The sequence below is a fragment of the Tsukamurella pseudospumae genome, assembly GCF_001575195.1.
GTDB lineage: Bacteria > Actinomycetota > Actinomycetes > Mycobacteriales > Mycobacteriaceae > Tsukamurella > Tsukamurella pseudospumae.
Genome location: NZ_LSRF01000056.1, coordinates 440,084 through 457,266, shown reverse-complemented (window position 1 = coordinate 457,266; position 17,183 = coordinate 440,084). Strand labels below are relative to the sequence as shown.

At 71.5% G+C, this 17,183-nt stretch carries 16 protein-coding genes; 8 read left to right on the top strand and 8 right to left on the bottom strand.

The window, feature by feature from the left end:
• Positions 1-50: 50 nt before the first annotated feature.
• Positions 51-983, bottom strand: a complete 933-nt coding sequence (locus tag AXK60_RS16635; RefSeq protein WP_068572702.1) for an alpha/beta fold hydrolase — start codon at positions 981-983, stop codon at positions 51-53.
• Positions 984-1,156: 173 nt separating this feature from the next.
• Between AXK60_RS16635 and AXK60_RS16630 the strand changes: the two genes are divergently transcribed.
• The 4 genes from AXK60_RS16630 to AXK60_RS16615 are packed head-to-tail and all read left to right on the top strand — an operon-like array spanning position 1,157 to position 8,136.
• Positions 1,157-2,539 carry an MFS transporter gene (locus AXK60_RS16630; protein WP_068572701.1) on the top strand — a complete coding sequence of 461 codons (1,383 nt, stop codon included), beginning with the start codon at positions 1,157-1,159 and terminating at the stop codon, positions 2,537-2,539.
• Positions 2,540-2,591: 52 nt separating this feature from the next.
• Positions 2,592-3,224 (top strand): TetR/AcrR family transcriptional regulator, encoded by a 633-nt coding sequence (locus AXK60_RS16625; protein WP_231855587.1) that lies wholly within the window; start codon positions 2,592-2,594, stop codon positions 3,222-3,224.
• 8 nt (positions 3,225-3,232) lie between these two features.
• On the top strand, positions 3,233-4,966 hold the full coding sequence (locus AXK60_RS16620; RefSeq protein WP_068572698.1) for an AMP-binding protein: 1,734 nt from the start codon (positions 3,233-3,235) through the stop codon (positions 4,964-4,966).
• Positions 4,963-8,136, top strand: a complete 3,174-nt coding sequence (locus AXK60_RS16615; protein ID WP_068572695.1) for an acetyl-CoA carboxylase family protein — start codon at positions 4,963-4,965, stop codon at positions 8,134-8,136. The genes AXK60_RS16620 and AXK60_RS16615 overlap by 4 nt, the downstream gene beginning before the upstream one ends.
• A gap of 69 nt (positions 8,137-8,205) precedes the next feature.
• Here the strand turns inward: AXK60_RS16615 and AXK60_RS16610 are convergent, their stop codons facing one another.
• The 3 genes from AXK60_RS16610 to AXK60_RS16600 all read right to left on the bottom strand — a co-directional run bounded on the left by AXK60_RS16610 (position 8,206) and on the right by AXK60_RS16600 (position 10,468).
• Positions 8,206-8,634 (bottom strand): DUF6069 family protein, encoded by a 429-nt coding sequence (locus tag AXK60_RS16610; protein ID WP_068572693.1) that lies wholly within the window; start codon positions 8,632-8,634, stop codon positions 8,206-8,208.
• A gap of 62 nt (positions 8,635-8,696) precedes the next feature.
• The gene (locus AXK60_RS16605) at positions 8,697-9,353 is read right to left on the bottom strand and encodes a response regulator (RefSeq protein ID WP_068572691.1); all 657 of its coding nucleotides are present in this window, start codon (positions 9,351-9,353) and stop codon (positions 8,697-8,699) included.
• Positions 9,350-10,468, bottom strand: a complete 1,119-nt coding sequence (locus AXK60_RS16600) for a sensor histidine kinase (RefSeq protein WP_068572689.1) — start codon at positions 10,466-10,468, stop codon at positions 9,350-9,352. Before AXK60_RS16600 ends, AXK60_RS16605 begins: the two co-directional genes overlap by 4 nt.
• Before the next feature lie 107 nt (positions 10,469-10,575).
• On the opposite strand from AXK60_RS16600, the gene AXK60_RS16595 reads away from it, so the two are divergent.
• The gene (locus tag AXK60_RS16595) at positions 10,576-11,139 is read left to right on the top strand and encodes a hypothetical protein (RefSeq protein ID WP_068572687.1); all 564 of its coding nucleotides are present in this window, start codon (positions 10,576-10,578) and stop codon (positions 11,137-11,139) included.
• Positions 11,140-11,444: 305 nt separating this feature from the next.
• On the opposite strand, the gene AXK60_RS16590 is transcribed toward AXK60_RS16595, so the two are convergent.
• Entirely contained in the window at positions 11,445-12,902 is a 1,458-nt protein-coding gene (locus AXK60_RS16590; RefSeq protein ID WP_068572685.1) for an RNA polymerase sigma factor, read from the bottom strand.
• Between the two features lie 218 nt (positions 12,903-13,120).
• Entirely contained in the window at positions 13,121-13,864 is a 744-nt protein-coding gene (gene ppgK, locus AXK60_RS16585; RefSeq protein ID WP_068572683.1) for a polyphosphate--glucose phosphotransferase, read from the bottom strand.
• Positions 13,865-13,953: 89 nt separating this feature from the next.
• Between ppgK and AXK60_RS16580 the strand changes: the two genes are divergently transcribed.
• Positions 13,954-14,826, top strand: coding sequence for an inositol monophosphatase family protein (locus AXK60_RS16580; RefSeq protein ID WP_175400047.1), 873 nt, complete (start codon positions 13,954-13,956; stop codon positions 14,824-14,826).
• 27 nt (positions 14,827-14,853) lie between these two features.
• Here the strand turns inward: AXK60_RS16580 and cei are convergent, their stop codons facing one another.
• The gene (cei, locus tag AXK60_RS16575) at positions 14,854-15,579 is read right to left on the bottom strand and encodes an envelope integrity protein Cei (RefSeq protein WP_068746470.1); all 726 of its coding nucleotides are present in this window, start codon (positions 15,577-15,579) and stop codon (positions 14,854-14,856) included.
• 243 nt (positions 15,580-15,822) lie between these two features.
• Here cei and AXK60_RS16570 point away from each other — a divergent pair, with 243 nt between their 5' ends.
• Complete coding sequence (locus AXK60_RS16570) at positions 15,823-16,122, top strand: DUF4193 domain-containing protein (protein ID WP_068572678.1); 300 nt, start codon at positions 15,823-15,825, stop codon at positions 16,120-16,122.
• Between the two features lie 69 nt (positions 16,123-16,191).
• Here the strand turns inward: AXK60_RS16570 and AXK60_RS16565 are convergent, their stop codons facing one another.
• A complete protein-coding gene (locus tag AXK60_RS16565; RefSeq protein ID WP_068572677.1) occupies positions 16,192-16,683 on the bottom strand; it encodes a DUF3093 domain-containing protein in 492 nt (163 codons plus the stop codon).
• A gap of 23 nt (positions 16,684-16,706) precedes the next feature.
• Between AXK60_RS16565 and dut the strand changes: the two genes are divergently transcribed.
• Positions 16,707-17,168 (top strand): dUTP diphosphatase, encoded by a 462-nt coding sequence (gene dut / locus AXK60_RS16560; protein ID WP_068572675.1) that lies wholly within the window; start codon positions 16,707-16,709, stop codon positions 17,166-17,168.
• Positions 17,169-17,183 lie beyond the last annotated feature (15 nt).

The following is a 17,183-nucleotide window of genomic DNA, read 5'->3' as shown; positions in this document are numbered from 1 at the left end:
GAGCCCCATGCCCCGGAGCCCCGTCGATCACGACGGGGCTCCGCGGCGTCTCAGGCGATGACGCGCTCGATGAAGGCGATCAGTTCGGCCGCCACGTCGTCGCGCGTCTCGGGCTCGTTGTGCACCTCGTGCCGGACGCCGGGGTAGACGCGGGTCCGCACATCGGGATGTCCCGTGGCGACGAGGCGGTTCGCCACGTGGTAGGCGCCCTCGCCGTAGTTGGCGACCGGATCCTGGTCGCCGGCGAGGATCAGGACGGGCGTCGTGGACGGCAGGGCCGCGTAGAAGCCGTCGCCGTTCGCGGCGTCGTAGAGGTCGATGAAGCCGCGCAGGAAGCGGACCGACAGCGGCGCTCCGAAGTTGTTGAACGGGTCCGCCGCGTGGTCGCGGACCACGTCGGGGTCGCGGGCCACCCAGTCCGTCGGGCCCGCGCCCGCGCCGAACCGGGAGACGAAGCCGTCGAACAGGGTTCCGACGTACTCGAGCGGGGCGGCCCCGGCCTGGTCGGGCTCCGCGGCCAGCGCCGCCCGGTCGATGCCCGTGTCGGCACCGGGGATCTGCGCCGCGATGCCGCACAGGACGAGACCGTCGATCTCCGACGGAGACTCGATCGCCGCACCGCGGGCGATCATCGAGCCCATCGAGTGGCCGAAGGCCACGTACGGCAGGCCCGGGTGACGTGCGCGCACCGTCGCACCGAGTGAACGGGCGTCGGCCACCATGACGTGCCCGGCGTCGACGCCCGCGTCGCCCCACACGCCCGAGGTCATCGCGGTGGCGCCGTGCCCGGCGTGGTCCTCGGCGGCCACCACGAAGCCCTCGTCGAGGAGCGCGGTGATCAGCCGCAGGTAGCGGCGGGAGTGCTCGCCGAGACCGTGGATCAGCTGGACGATCGCGCGGGGCTCGCGCACGGGGGTGTAGATCCACGCGCGGATCGTGTCGCGGCCGTTCGCGGAGGGGAAATCGGGTTCGAGGAGCGCCATGGACCAGTTCTACGTGATCGGTGCGGACATCGCGGCGGAACGGTGCCAGGTCGCGGAAACACCACGCCATCTGCATAAGCAAACGCTTAGCGATTTCTCGAAAGCGGTTGACACGAACGTCAACGTCAAGCATTCTCTGTGGTGGGGATCACAACGTTCACGAAGGGTTATCCATGACACAGACCAGCGAGTCCGGTGCGGTCGTGCCGGTGAAGAAGTCGCACGGCAAACTCCTCACCGCCGGGCTGATCAGCAGCTCGATCGAGTGGTACGACTTCTTCGTCTACGGCACCGCCGCCGCCCTCGTGTTCGACAAGGTCTTCTTCCCGGACCTGTCGCCGCTGATGGGCACCCTGATGGCCTTCGCCACGTTCTCGGTCGGCTTCATCGCCCGGCCGCTCGGCGGCATCCTCGCCGGCCACTTCGGCGACAAGATCGGCCGCAAGCCGATGCTCATCTGGTGCCTCACCGCGATGGGCGCGGCCACCTTCCTCATCGGCTGCCTGCCGACCGCCTCGGCGATCGGCTCGCTCGCGCCGATCCTGCTGGTGACGCTGCGATTCGTACAGGGCCTCGCCTGCGGTGGCCAGTGGGGCGGCGTGGTACTGCTGCTGACCGAGTCCGCCGGTCCGAAGAAGCGCGGCTTCGCCGGCACCTTCGGCCAGATGGGCGTCCCGCTGGGCCTGCTCATGGGCAACCTGATGATGATCCTGATGAACAGCATCCTCGACGATGCCGCGTTCCTCAGCTGGGGCTGGCGCGTGCCGTTCTGGGCCAGCGCGGTGCTCGTGCCCGTCGTGATGTACATCCACAACAAGATCGAGGACTCGCCCGAGTTCCTCGCCCTGCAGCAGGAGGTCGCGGCGAAGAACGCCGGCAAGGAGGCGGTCGCGGCGGCGCCGCTGTCCGAGGCCGTCCGCTTCCACTGGGGCAAGATCCTGCTCGGCGCGGGCCTGCTGGCCGGCACCAACTCCGCCTTCTACGTCTCCATCGCGGGCTTCGTCAGCTACGGCAGCAAGAAGCCCTCCGCGGGCGGCCTCGGCATGAGCAGCAACTCCATCCTGATGTGCGTCCTCGTGACCTCCGTCGTGATGCCGCTGGTGATCATGGCCGCGGGCGCGGTCTCCGACCGGGTGGGGCGCCGTCCGCTGATCCTCGTCGGCGCCGCCGTCCTCATGGTCTGGGCGTTCCCGTTCTTCTGGCTCGCGGAGACCACCAACATCGGTCTGCTGCTGGTCGCGATGTTCGTCTCGAGCTTCGGACAGGCGCTCACCTACGGCCCGCTCGCCGCGTTCATGGCGGAGCTGTTCGAACCGCGGATCCGCTACTCGGGAGCCTCGCTGGCCTACCAGCTCGCGGCCGTCGGCGTCTCGGGCGTGGCGCCGCTCATCATGACCGCGATCATCGCCGAGACCCGGTCGACCACCTTCGTCTCGGTGTACCTCGCGGCGATGGGCCTGGTCACGCTGGCCAGCGCGTACTTCCTCACGGAGACGAACGGCAAGGCCGTCCGCGAGGATCCGGAGGCCGTGCCCGGCGTCCCGGCATCGGCGTGACGCGTCCCCGGCGTCCTTGAAGGTCCGAGCGGAGCCGAGCAGACTCGTGAGCGTGACGATCAGCGAATCGCAGGAGCGGGCCCGCGCCAACCGCAAGGACGCCGGGGGAGCCCGCCGGGAGGAACTCCTCCGGGCGGCGGCCGAGTGCTTCGACGACCTCGGCTACGCGGCCACCACCGTCGAGCTCATCGCGGCCCGCGCACAGACCTCGCGGCCCACGTTCTACGCCTACTTCCGGTCCAAGGACGAGATCCTGTTGGCCCTCGTGGACCGGGTCGCGGCCGAGCTCGAGGCGACGCAGTCGCTCGCGGGGATCGATACCACGGACCCGCGCGAGGTCATCGCCGCGACGATGCGGGCCTACGCCGACGGGGTGTTCGCGAACGGCGGCCTGGTCGCTCTGTTCGACGCGATGGCACCGGTCCGCGACGACGTGGCCGTGATCTGGGAGCGGATGATCCGGCGCACTCACCGCCGCTACACCGCCTACCTCGCGGCGCTCGATCCCGGCACCGTCGACCTGTGCCTCGAGCCCGCGGCCCTGGTCCGCATCCTCAACGACATCATCCACCACGGCGCGAAGCGCGTGGCCCGCGGCAGTGCGGCCGAGCGCGAGCGCTTCATCGCGGACCAGATCCGCGTCGCAGAGCGATTGATCGGCATCCGAGAGGTGCCGGTCGGCTAAGGAGAAGCATGTCCGACACGATCACCGACGGTGCCGCCGCGCTCGACGCCGCCGCTGAGGAGATCCGCGCGCTGCGCCTGCGGAACTGGCCGGCGCAGGTGCCGCGCACCGTCGAATACCCCGCCGGCGCGCCGGCGATGGTCGAGCACCTGCGGCACTGGGCGCAGCAGCGCCCGGACACCGTCGCGATCGCCTTCTACGGGCGGGAGGTGACCTACGCGGAGTACGACGACCTGTCCGACCGGTTCGCCGGACTGCTGGCCGAGTACGGGGTGCGGCCGGGTGACGCGGTGGGTGTGTACCTGGGCAACTGCCCGCAGTTCGCCATCGCCATGCTCGGGATCCTCAAGCTCGGTGCCGTCCACGTCCCCGTCAATCCGTTGCTGAAGGGGCGTGAGCTGCAGCACGAGCTGGAGGACGCCGGTGTGGGCGTGCTCCTGGCCCAGACGGACCTGCTGGACCTGGTGCAGTCCGTGCGCGCGCAGACGCCCGTGCACACCGTGATAGCCACGGCCCTGGGCGATCTCCTCGACGGCACAGCGCCGTTCGCCGATGCGCTGCCGCCCTTCGACACCGCGCCGGACCCGCGCAGCGACTGGCACCGCGTGGCCGCAGTCGCGCCCGCGCCGATCCGTGGATCGGACCCCGACGCGCTCGCCGCGCTGAACTACACCGGGGGCACCACGGGCCTGCCGAAGGGGTGCGAGCACACGCAGCGGCACATGGCCTACACCGCCGCCACCGCGACGCTCGCGGGCGGCGCGCCGGTGGGGGACCCCGTCGCGGTCGGCCTGAACTTCCTGCCCGTGTTCTGGATCGCCGGAGAGGATTTCGGCATCCTCAAGCCGCTGATCAACGGCCAGACGGTGGTACTCCTGACCCGTTGGGACCCGGTCGCCGTCGCGGCGCTCGTCGCCCGCTACGCGGTCACCGACCTCGTGGGCACCGTCGACAACTACGTCGAGCTGATGGAACTCCCGGGTTTCGACGGCGCCGCGTTCGGCACCGTCGTCAACCCCCTCGCGGTCTCCTTCGTGCTCAAGCTGACCCCGGAGCTGCGCGCCCGGTGGCGCGGGCTGACCGGCGGGACGCTCCGCGAGGCCTCCTACGGCATGACCGAGACGCACACCGCCGACACCTTCACCCTGGGCTTCCAGGACGACGACCGGGACCTCACGGCCGACCCCGTGTTCTGCGGACTTCCCGTGCCCGGCACGGACATCCTGATCGTGGACGCCGACGGTGCGCCCGTCCCCGTCGGCGGGACCGGGGAGATCGTCGTGCGGAGCCAGTCCATCCTCACTGCATACCACCGCCGCCCCGAGGCCACCGCCGAGGCGATCCGCGACGGCTGGCTGCACACCGGTGACGTCGGCAGGCTCGACGAGTGGGGCGCGGTGCACTATCTCGCTCGCACGAAGGAGATGATCAAGGTGAACGGCATGTCGGTCTTCCCGTCGGAGGTGGAGGCGTTGCTCAAGGATCACCCGGCCATCGGCGCGGTGTCCGTGGTCCCGCGCCCCGACGCCCGGAAGGGGCAGGTGCCCCTGGCATTCGTCGTGGCGGAGGGACGGGTCGACGTCGCCGAGCTGCGGGCGTGGTCCCGGGAGAACATGGCGGCCTACAAGGTTCCCGATTTCGTCGTGGTGGATTCGCTGCCGATGACGGCAACCGGGAAGATCCGCAAGGGTGATCTGTTCGAGCGCGCGGCGGCACTGGCCGCCGAGGGGGAGTCGAAGTGAAACTGCTCATCGCGAACCGGGGCGAGATCGCGCTGCGGATCATCCGCACGGCACGGGATCTGGGCGTCCCCACCGTGGCGGTGTACGCCGCGGACGACGCCGACACCCCGCACGTCGCCGCGGCCGATGACGCCGTGGCGCTGGACGGATCCGGCCCTGCGGCGTACCTGGACGTCGACGCCGTGCTCGCGGCCGCCGCGCGGACCGGGGCCGACGCCGTGCACCCGGGCTACGGATTCCTCGCCGAGAACGCGGGCTTCGCCGCGGCGTGTGCCGACGCCGGGCTCGTCTTCGTCGGCCCGGCCCCGGAGGTGCTGCGCGCCTTCGGTGACAAGGCCGCCGCCCGAGCGGCCGCCGTCGCGGCGGGCGTTCCCGTGCCCGCCGCCACCGACGGCGGCGCCGACCTCGCGACGGTGCGAGCGTTCGCCGCCGGCCGCCCGAGCGGCGTCATGATCAAGGCCGTCGCCGGTGGCGGCGGGCGCGGCATGCGGGCCGTCCTGCCCGGGCCGCGGTTCGAGGACGACCTCGAATCCGCATACCGCGCCTGCGTTTCCGAGGCCGAGTTGGGCTTCGGCGACGGCCGGGTCTTCGCGGAGGAACTGCAGACCGGGGCCCGGCACATCGAGGTGCAGATCGTCGGCGACGGGCAGAGCGCCCTCGCGCTCGGCGACCGGGACTGCAGCGTGCAGCGCCGCAACCAGAAACTGATCGAGATCGCGCCGGCGCCCGCACTGACCGACGAGCTGCGGAATTCCCTGCACGGCCACGCCGCCCGCCTGTGCGCCGCGGCCGGGTACCGCGGCCTCGCGACCGTCGAATTCCTCGTGCGGGACGCTGCGGCAGTGTTCCTGGAGGTCAATCCGCGGATCCAGGTGGAGCACACCGTGACCGAGGAGGTCACCGGCGTCGACCTGGTGGCCGCGCAGCTCGCCCTCGCCGACGGCGCCGCGCTCGCCTCGGTGGGCCTGCCCGACGGCATCACCTGCCGCGACGGGATCGTCACCGGCGCACCGGCCGCCGCGCTCGGGACCGCGGTGCAGGCGCGCGTCAACCTCGAGGTGCCGCAGCCCGACGGGACCGTCCTCCCGTCGGCGGGGGAGCTCACCGGGTACACGCCCCCGACGGGGCCCGGTGTGCGCGTGGACGGCTACGGCAGGCCCGGCCTGACCACTTCGGCCCGGTACGACTCCCTGCTCGCGAAGGTGATCGTGCGCGCGGCGACCGCGGAGCGCGCCTTCGCCAAGCTCGACGCGGCGCTGGGGGAGTTCGTCATCGACGGCCCCGGAACCACCATCGCGCTGCTGCGCGCCGTGCTCGCGGACGCCGAATTCCGTTCGGGCCCCGTCGATACGGGCTACCTCGGCCGCCGGATCGCGGAACTCGCGTCCGTGGTGGACGCGGGCCCGGCACCGTCGGTCGATCTCGACGGTGACGTCCTGGTCGCGACGATGACGGGCACCGTCGTCGCCGTGGCGGAGGAGGGCGCGACCGCCGAACCGGGCACCGCACTGGTCGTCCTCGAGGCGATGAAAATGGAGCACGAGCAGGTGCTGGCGGTGCCGGTCACCGTCGGCGAGGTGCTCGTGCGACCCGGGCAGACCGTGAGCGCGGGGACGCCGCTCGTGGCGTACATGCCGGCGGACGGCTCGAGCGGCAGCGGCGCCGGCGGGGACGAGCAGGACCTCGACCGGTCCCGCGCGGACCTCGACGAGGTGCGTGAGCGACACCGCGTGACCCGCGACGAGGGCCGCCCGGACGCCGTGGCCAAGCGGCGGAAGATCGGGCGGCGCACCGCGCGCGAGAACATCGACGACCTCGTGGACGAGGGCAGCTTCACCGAGTACGGGGCGCTGCTCCTGCCGGCGCAGCGCGCCCGCCGGTCCGAGGAGGACCTGATCGCCACCGGCGCCGCGGACGGCCTGATCGGCGGCCTCGCCACGATCGACGGCACCGAGGCGATGGTGATCTCCTACGACTACACGGTGCTGGCCGGCACGCAGGGCTGGCGCAACCACGCCAAGACCGACCGGCTCATCGATGTGGCGGAGCGTCGCGGCGTCCCGATCGTGCTCTTCGCCGAGGGCGGCGGAGGCAGGCCCGGCGACACCGACCTGGACATCGTTGCGGGCCTGGACGTCCCGACCTTCCGCTCGCTCGGCGCGTTGCGCGGGCGGGTTCCGCTGATCGCGGTGGTCTCAGGACGCTGCTTCGCGGGGAACGCCGCGCTCGCGGGCATCTGCGACGTGATCATCGCGACGCCCGACGCGAACATCGGCATGGGCGGCCCGGCCATGATCTCCGGGGGCGGGCTCGGCGAGTTCCGCCCGGAGGCGATCGGTCCGCTCGACGTGCAGCGCCGCAACGGCGTCGTGCACGTCGTCGCGGACGACGAGGTGCAGGCGGTTCGGCAGGCGCGGAGGTACCTCGGCTACTTCGCGGGCCCGGTCGACGACTGGACCGCCCCCGATCCGCGCAGGGCTCGGCATGTGGTGCCCGAGAACCGCTTGCGCGCCTACGACGTCCGCGCCGCGATCGCCGCGATCGTCGACAAGGACTCCGTCCTGGAGCTGCGCCGCGACTACGGGGTCGGCGTCATCACGGCGCTGGTACGGGTGGAGGGCGTGCCCTACGCCCTCATCGCCAACAGCACCCGGTACCTGGGCGGTGCCATCGATGCCGAGGGCGCCGACAAGCTCGCGGACTTCCTGGAACTGGCGCAGGCGCACGGGCTTCCGGTGGTCTCGCTCTGCGACACCCCGGGGTTCATGGTGGGCCCCGACGCCGAGGAACAGGCGACGGTACGCCGCTTCTCCCGGCTCTTCGTGCTCGGGGCCCGGTTGACGGTCCCGCTCGGAGTGTTCGTGCTGCGCAAGGGATACGGTCTCGGCGCCATGGCGATGACCGGCGGCAGCTTCCACGCCCCGCAGTTCACCGTCGCCTGGCCGACCGGCGAGATCGGCGGCATGGGCCCGGAGGGGGCCGTGCGGCTGGGGTTCAGCAAGGAACTCGCCGCGGCGCCGGACGAGGCCGCCCGCGCCGAGCTCTTCGACCAGCTGCTGGCGCTGGCATACCAGCGGGGCCGGGCCCTGCACGCCGCCACCACCTTCGAGCTGGACGACGTGATCGACCCCGCCGCCACCCGGAACTGGATCCGTACCCTCACCCGGTGAGGGGATGAGGGTACGGATCCGCCGTGGGCGGTCCCACCGGGTGACGGTGGGATCGTCCGCGGTCCGCGGTCAGCGCACCCGACGGTAGAGGGCCTCGAGGGCGATCACCAGCACGGCGGCGATCACCACGTGCATGAGCGCGAGCGTCGTCGTGGAGGCACCGTCGAAGTCCGCGGCGAGCGTTCCCGCGACGGTGCCCAACGACGCGGCCGCGCCGACGACGGCCGCGACGCGCAGGATCGGGGCCCAGAGCTTCGAGAGCAGCACCGCCGCGGTCATGCCGACGGCGAGCGGCGCCACCGTCATGAGTACGACGCCACCGGGCGCCACCGACGCGCGGGCACCGGCCTCGTCGGTCATGGTGAAGTCGCCGCCGGCGGCGAGGCCGACGAGCCACAGGATCAGGTTGCCGAGCAGCGCGAGGCCGACGCTGCCGAGCACGGCTGTCGTGCGGGTGATGTGGAGCGTCGATGAGGTTGCGGTGTCGATGGCGGTCATGGTGTCTCCTCGTGTCGTTTCTCTGGAACGACTCCATCAGACAACCCGAAGCAATGTTGAGGTCAAGGCTTCGTTCCGGCGTCGCCGGAACCGGACTGCGCGGCGATCACCGCGGCCTGCACGCGCGACTGCACGCCGAGCTTCATCAGCACCCGGGACACGTGGGTCTTGACCGTCGCCTCCCCGATGTCCAGGCGACGAGCGATCTGCTGGTTCGACAGCCCGTCGCCCAGCCCGGCGAGCACGTCGCGCTCGCGGTCGGTGAGCGCGGACAGGTCCACCGGTGCGGGCTCGACGGCCGCGCGAGGCAGCGCGCCGATCACGGCGCGGGTCACCTTCGGGTCCAGCACAGCATCGCCGTCCGCGACCGCCTGTACGGCGCGGATGAGCTCGTCGCCGCCGGCGGACTTGAGCAGGAAACCGCTCGCTCCGGCGCTCAGGGCGCCGAGCACGTACTCGTCGAGGTCGAAGGTCGTGAGAACGAGCACCGCACTGTCGGTCTCCGCCACGACCGAGGCGGTCGCGGCGAGGCCGTCCACCCGCGGCATCCGGACGTCCATGACAACCACATCCGGTTTCAGGGCTCGGGCCTGCCGGAGCGCGGCGGCACCGTCGGCCGCCTCACCGACGACCCGGACCTCGCCGGTGGACTCGAGGAGCAGACGCAGGCCGGCCCGGATTGCCGCGTGGTCGTCCGCCAGGACGACGGTGACCGTCACCGCACGACCTCCATCGGTACGCTCGCCCGGACGACCCAGGTGTCGCCCTGCCGGCCGGCGGTCGCGGTGCCACCGACCGACTCGGCGCGGAAGGCGATGTTGCGCAGGCCGTCGCCGGCGCCTTCCGACCACGCAGCGGCGGGCAGGGGATTGGTCGCAGTCATGGTGAGCTCCTCCCGGTCGGTGTCCACGACGACCTCCAACGGAGAGCCCGGCGCATGTTTGGTGGCGTTCGTGATGACCTCGCCGAGGATGCGGGTGAGCACGGCCTCGGCGGCGGTGGGCAGCGGACCGTCGGGCACGCGCAACCGAACGTTCACGCCCGCCGCCCCGGCGGTCTCGATGAGCGGTTCGAGGGACGTGAGGGTGGTGCGGACCGCCGCATCGTCCGGAGAGGTGAGCAGGTTGATCGTGGATCGCATCTCCTCGAGCGCGGCCAGGCTACCGGACCGGATCGACTGCAGCACGGCTGGATTCCGCGGCGTTCGCTGGGCGGCATCGGCCAGGATGGCGACCGCGGAGAGATGCCCGGCGACCGTGTCGTGCAGCTCCCGTGCGAGCCGGCGGCGCTCCTCCGCGATCGTGTTCGTGCGCCGTGCCTCGCTCTCCTGCCGCTCCATCTCGGCGAGCTTCCGGTAGGCGCGCAGGGCTCTCGCGTAGCCGATCGGCGACCACGTCAGGGCCACGAGGATCAGCGCGGCGTACACGCCGGCCTTGACCCCCTCGAACGCGGTGGCGGTGACCGCCGCGCCGATCGTGAGGGCCAAGGACACCCCCGCGACCACTCGGACGAGCCGCTCGGAGCCGAGCGCCGTGGCGAGGTAGATGAGGTCGGACAGTGCGATCCACAGAGGCACCGACGGCCCGAACGGAAGATCCGCGAGCACGAGCGCCAGCGTGAGGCCGAACCCCAGCGCGGGACGCCGGCGGGCCAGGATCTGGAAGGCGAGTGCGGCGCACAGGAGTGCGGCCTTCACCGGCCACGGGTACAGGTCCTCGTTCACCGCCCGTGCGGACCACCCGCCCGCCGCCCACAACAGCGCGCCCACCATGGCGGCACCCAACGCGGGCACGGCGGCGAACACCTTCGACGCGTCGCGTCCGTCCCCCGTCATGACTTCATTCCAACACACGACGCCCCCGGCGGGGTCCGCCGATCGGGGGAGGCCGGCGCATCGTCGGGGGGACGACGACTGTGCGCCGGCCCGGCAGAGTGGGGCGTATGAACGAGTTGAACAGTCCGGTGCTGTGGACGATCGCCGGGTGCGAGATCGGGTTCTGGGTCCTGGTGCTGGGCGGCCTGACGCTCCGCTACATCGTGCGGGCGCGCCGGGCGGGGATGGTCGCGCTGGCCCTCGTGCCGGCCCTCGACGTGGTCCTCATCGCCGCCGTCGCGATCGACCTCTACCGGGGCGGCGAGGTCGGCTTCGCGCACCGGCTCGCGGGCATCTACCTCGGCTGCACCCTGATGTTCGGGCACCGCATGATCACCTGGGCCGACGAGCGGTTCGCCCACCGGTTCGCGGGCGGCCCCACGCCGCACAGGGTGCCGAAACTCGGCCCGGAACGTACCCGCAAGGAGTGGTCGGACTTCTACCGCTGGCTCGGCGCGGTGGCGATCGCGGGCGCCGTGTCGCTGGGGCTGGGCTACACCGTGGCCGACGACACCCAGCGCGAGGCGCTCATGGGCGTGTTCGGCACGCTCGGCGTGATCACCGTGATCTGGCTCCTCACCGGTCCGCTGTGGGTGGCGGGACGAGGGGAGCGGACCGCGGGCGGCCAGTGACCGTGGCTGAAGTCCTCCTGCGATCGGCCTTCGTGAGGATCACCGTGCCGGCCATAGCCGCTGCGCCGGGCAGAACGGGTGCGGGAAGCCATCCGCACCCGAAATGCGCCAGCGCACCCGGCATGCAGGGTGCGACCGGGCGAAACGGGTGCGAGTGGCCATCCGCACCCGAATCACCCGCTGACCGGCTCCCTCCTCGGAGGAATCGCGCTGCGCGGGAGGTATCACCCGCTCCACGAGGAACGGTTCGGTCCGCGAGACGCCGAACGCCCGACGGCGTACCGTCGGGCGTTCGGAAACGGGACCTAGTCCAGGTAGTCGCGGAGGACCTGCGAGCGCGACGGGTGCCGCAGCTTGCTCATCGTCTTCGACTCGATCTGGCGGATGCGCTCACGCGTGACGCCGTAGACCTGACCGATCTCGTCTAAAGTCCGCGGCTGGCCGTCGGTGAGGCCGAACCGCAGGCGGACGACGCCGGCCTCGCGCTCGGAGAGCGTGTCGAGCACGGACTGGAGCTGGTCCTGCAGCAGGGTGAACGACACCGCGTCCACGGCCACCACGGCCTCGGAGTCCTCGATGAAGTCGCCGAGCTGGGAATCGCCCTCGTCGCCGATGGTCTGGTCGAGCGAGATGGGCTCACGCGCGTACTGCTGGATCTCCAGCACCTTCTCCGGCGTGATGTCCATCTCCTTGGCCAGCTCCTCCGGCGTGGGCTCGCGGCCCAGGTCCTGGAGCAGCTCGCGCTGGATGCGGCCGAGCTTGTTGATGACCTCGACCATGTGCACCGGGATGCGGATGGTGCGGGCCTGGTCGGCCATGGCGCGGGTGATGGCCTGCCGGATCCACCAGGTGGCGTACGTGGAGAACTTGTAGCCCTTGGTGTAGTCGAACTTCTCGACCGCACGGATCAGGCCCAGGTTGCCCTCCTGGATCAGGTCCAGGAACGCCATGCCACGGCCGGTGTAGCGCTTGGCGAGCGAGACCACGAGGCGCAGGTTGGCCTCCAGCAGGTGGTTCTTCGCGCGATTGCCGTCGCGGGAGATCCAGTTCATGTCGCGCCGGATGCCGATCGCCGGCTTCTCGCCGCGCTCGAGCCAGCGGCCGATCATCTGCTCGGCGTAGAGGCCGGCCTCGATCCGCTTCGCGAGCTCGACCTCCTCCTCGGCGTTGAGGAGCGCGACCTTGCCGATCTGCTTGAGGTAGGCGCGCACCGAGTCCGCCGAGGCGGTGAGCTCGGCGTCCTTGCGTGCCTGGCGCAGTGCCTCCGACTCCTCCTCGTCCCAGACGAAGTCGCCGGACGCCTTGTCGGCCTCGGAGGGCTCCTCGTCCTCCGCGTCCGCCGGGGCGGGCTTGGTGACGGCGCTCTTGCCCTTGGCCGCGTCGGCGGACTCGCCCGCGTCGTCGGCGTCATCGGCATCGATCGCGACGTCCTCGTCCGACAGCTCGGTGGGATCGGGATCGCCGTCGAGCTCGACGTCCTCCTCGTCCTCGGCGCCGCCCTCGGCACCGGCCGCGGAGGCGTCCTTCTTGCCCGCGGCCTTCTTGGCCGTGCGCTTGACGGGACCGGCGGCCTTCTTGGCCGCAGCCTTCTTCGCCGGGGCCTTCTTGGCGGGGGCCTTCTTGGCCGTAGCCTTCTTGGCCGGGACCTTCTTCGCGGGTGCCTTCTTGGCGGTGGTCTTCTTGGCGGGGGTCTCCGCCGAGGTGGCCGAACCGTCCACGCCGTCCGCCGACGGTGCGCTGGAGCTGGTCTGCGTCGCTGCCACGTACGCCCTTTCCTACTGTGCCTGCGTGCGCCGGAACCGCTTCCCGGGCGCGACAACAGCACCGGTCCCGTGCCTACGGGGCGTCGGTGGTGGCTGCGGCGTCCGGGGGCGAGGAGGTCCGGCGTCTGGTCCGGCGCATCGACGCCGGGCCCCCATTGTAACGATTCGGTAGCTCCGCCCGCATTCACCTGCGGTCAAAGCGCCGGAAGCGTGCCGAATCACACCTGCCGCGATGCCATCGCCGCTCCGACGATGCCCGCGGTGTTCAGCAGCTTCGCGGGGATCACGGGCGTCTTCACCTCGAGCAACGGCACCCACTTGTCGGCCTTGCGGCTGATGCCGCCGCCCACGATGATCAGGTCGGGCCACAGCAGTTTCTCGTACTCGCGGAACACCCGGCTGACCTGTCCGGCCCACTTCTCGTAGCTCCACCCGCGGCGTTCCTTGATCGAACTCGCGGCGCGGTGCTCGGCCTCCTTGCCCTCGACCTCGATGTGGCCGAACTCCGTGTTCGGCACCAGCGTGCCGCGGTACAGCAGGGCGGAGCCGATCCCGGTGCCCAGGGTGAGCAGCAGGATCACGCCGTCGAAGTCGCGGCCCGCGCCGTAGCGGTCCTCGGCGAGGCCGGCCGCGTCGGCGTCGTTGAGCACGGTGACCGGTCGGCCGAGGGTCGACGTGAACAGCTCGTTCGCGTCGGTACCGACCCAGCCCGGGTCGATGTTCGCGGCGCTGCGCACCGTGCCGCTGGTCACGACCGCCGGCACCGTGATGCCCACCGGACCCTCCCAGCCGAAGTGGGTGATGACCTCGCGGACCGCGCCGGCGCAGGCGCCCGGCGTGGACGGCTGGGGCGTGAGCACCTTGAACCGCTCGCCGACCAGTTCGCCGGTGTCCAGGTCCACGATCCCGCCCTTGATCCCGCTGCCGCCGATGTCGACGCCGAACCCCAGATTCTCCGCCATTGCCTGCTCCGCATTCCTCGAAGTTCCGGACGTCTCGTCCTCCGGCCGGGGTGACCCGGCGCTGTCAAAGTACCGCGGATTGTGGTTCTGTGGAGGGCGTGCAACACAACCGGTGGGAGTTGTCCGAGATCGCCGTGACCGTCGCGCGGGAGGCCGCGCACAGGGTGGCCTCCCGACGGGCGGAGGTGTTCGGCGCCAACGCATTCGATCAACCGGAGGGCGCGGCCCCGGAAGCGGTGACCACCAAGTCGACCCCGACCGACCCGGTCACCGTCGTCGACACCGAGACGGAGCGGTTCGTCCGGGATCGCCTCGCCGAGCTCCGCCCCGACGACACGGTCCTCGGTGAGGAGTTCGGCGGCGAGGACGAGCAGCCGGGAGCGGTGCGGTGGATCGTCGACCCGATCGACGGCACCGTCAACTTCCTCTACGGCGTGCCCGCCTACGCGGTCTCCATCGGTGCTCAGGTCGACGGGGTGTCCGTCGCGGGTGCCGTCGCCGACGTGGTGCACGGCACCGTCTACGCCGCGGCGCTCGGTGCGGGCGCGCGGGAGATCGCGCCCGACGGCGCCCTCCGGGAGCTGCGCGCGAACCCGATCACCGACCCGGCGCTCGCGCTCGTCGCGACCGGATTCGGCTACGCCCGCGAGCGCCGGGAGAAGCAGGGACGCGTGCTCGCGGAGTTGCTGCCGCAGGTGCGTGACGTGCGCCGGATCGGCTCCGCCGCGCTCGACCTCTGCATGGTGGCGGCGGGCCGCGCGGACGCCCACTACGAGCACGGCCTGAGCCCGTGGGACTGGGCCGCAGGGGCGCTCATCGCTCAGGAGGCCGGTGCCCGGGTCATCGTGCCGCGTCCCGACTCGTCCAGCGCCGACGGTGCGCTCACCCTCGCAGCAGCGCCCGGGATCGCCGATCGGCTGATCGCGGCACTCGACGCCGCCGGCGGGTTGCAGAACCTGTAGCCGCGGGCCGGCCCGGAGCGCCGACGATCAGCGGTTGCAGGACTGCGTGTGCACCGCCGACACCAGGGCCGGGTTCGCGCCGCCGTCGGCCGCTCCCGCCGGCGCGGCACGCAGGATCCGCAGGATCTCCTGCGCGTCGGTGCTGGGTTCGAGATCGGTGAAGAAGGTACCCAGCACCAGGTCGACGGTGTTGTCGCGCCGGCCGTCGTTGATGAGCTCCGCGCACGGGGCGATGATCCACGCCGCGGCGGCGGCGGCCCGGCCCGCGTCGCCGAACCGCAGCTGCGCCTGGCACTCCATCTGGGGATACAGCGGGTCGTTGCCGTAGCCGCCGGTCTTGGGAGCCTGGAAACCGTAGTCGGCCAGCTTGTTCAGAGTGGTCTCGGCGCGCCCCGACTGACCCGAGGCGTTGAGGACGCGCACCGTCGACGAGGCCAGGGGCGCCGGCCGCACGGAGATCAGGTCGTCGGGCGCGACCACCTCGAACCGGGCGGGCGCCGCGGGCGGCGGCGTGGCGCCGGCCGGAGCGGTGGTCCCGGCGGTCGCGGTGGCCGATGCCGACGGTGCGGCCGGGGGAGGACAGGACACCGGCGCGGCGACCTCCTCCTGGGAGGACATGGCCCGCGCCCAGGTGGCGATGGCGATGACGGCGAGAACCGCGATCACGATGAGGATCGGCAGCATGCTGCGCCGACGGAACGGTTCACCGTTCCGGTCGAATCGCCGGCCTGCGCCGGTGAGCTGGGAAACCACGGCCCCGACTGTACGGGAGCACGCCGCCGGAGCAGGGGAGGCGGCGCGGACGCGGCGCGGGAATCATCCCGACCCGTCGTGCGTTAGACCGGCTGCAAGCGGCGGATTCGGCGCCCGGGATCAAACCCCGTGACAACGATCCGTGAGTGAGCTACACTCTGGGCCGCTCGCGCGGGACAACGCGCCCGGCGGTCTCGGAAACCCCGAGACCGGGGGCACGAGCAAGGATGGGGATGACACGGTATGGCAACTGATTACGACGCGCCACGGCGGTCCGAGGCCGACGAGGTCTCGGAGGACTCGCTGGAGGAGCTCAAGGCCCGCCGCAACGAGGGCCAGTCCGGCACGGTGGACGTGGACGAGGGCGAGACCGCCGAGTCCTTCGAGCTGCCCGGCGCCGACCTCTCGGGCGAGGAACTGAGCGTCCGAGTGGTGCCCAAGCAGGCTGACGAATTCACGTGCACCAGCTGTTTCCTGGTGTACCACCGCAGCCGGCTCGCAGACCCGAACGGCAGCGAGCTGATCTGCGTCGACTGCGCCTGACGACCAGGGCCACCGCGGCGGCATCAGCCTCGCCGTGCGCGGCGGCCCACCGTCGGCTCGGGCCCTCGGTCAGCCCAGCGTCGTCGCGGCCGGGATGTGCTCCAGCATCTTCTCCGGGTGCCGCGTGGACACCATCCAGTAGGGCGTCGGATCCTCGGGATCGTCCAGCACCACGACGATCATCGTCTTGATCCACCCCTTGTGGTACAGGAAGGCGGCGGGATCGAGCTGCCGACCGAGCGCCGCACTCTTCGCGGCCGCGGGCACGGCCGCGGCCCGCGAGACGAGCTCCAGCGGGAGATGGGCGTTACCCGCCCACAGCTCACCGTCGCGCACGGCGACCGAGCCCCGCCCCATCGACCAGAGCAGGACGGCGATGACGGCCACGATCACCACGAACACGCCGATCATCCAATCGCCCCAGCGCGTGGCCAGGGTGACCTCGAAACAGAGCAGACCGGCCACGATCGCGCCTGCGAGCCACCAGTACCACGGCACCGTGAGCCTCTCGAAGTACCCGGTTCCCGGCTTCGAGGTCTTCACTGCACGATCTTCCGACACACCCTCAGCGTAGTCTGCATCCCATGGTGAGCCAGATACCCCTACTGCGGCTGGACGAAGGCCTCCCACTTCCCAAGCGCGCACATCCCGGCGACGCGGGCGTGGACCTCTACTCGACGATGGACGTCCGGCTCGAGCCCGGTGCCCGCACGCTGGTCCCCACCGGCATCGCGATGGCCCTGCCCTACGGCACCGTCGGGTTGATCCACCCTCGCTCCGGCCTCGCCGCGAAACACGGTCTCACCGTGGTGAACACGCCCGGGACGATCGACGCCGGGTACCGCGGCGAGATCAAGGTGTGCCTGCTCAACACCGATCGCGAGAGCGCCGTCGAGATCAAGCGGGGCGACCGGATCGCCCAACTGCTCGTCCAGCGGGTGGAACTGCCCGATTTCCTCGAGGTCACCTTCCTCGACGACTCGGTGCGCGGCGCCGGCGGCTACGGCTCGTCCGGTGGCCACGCCAGCCTCGAATCCTCGTCGTAGACCGCGCCCGGTCAC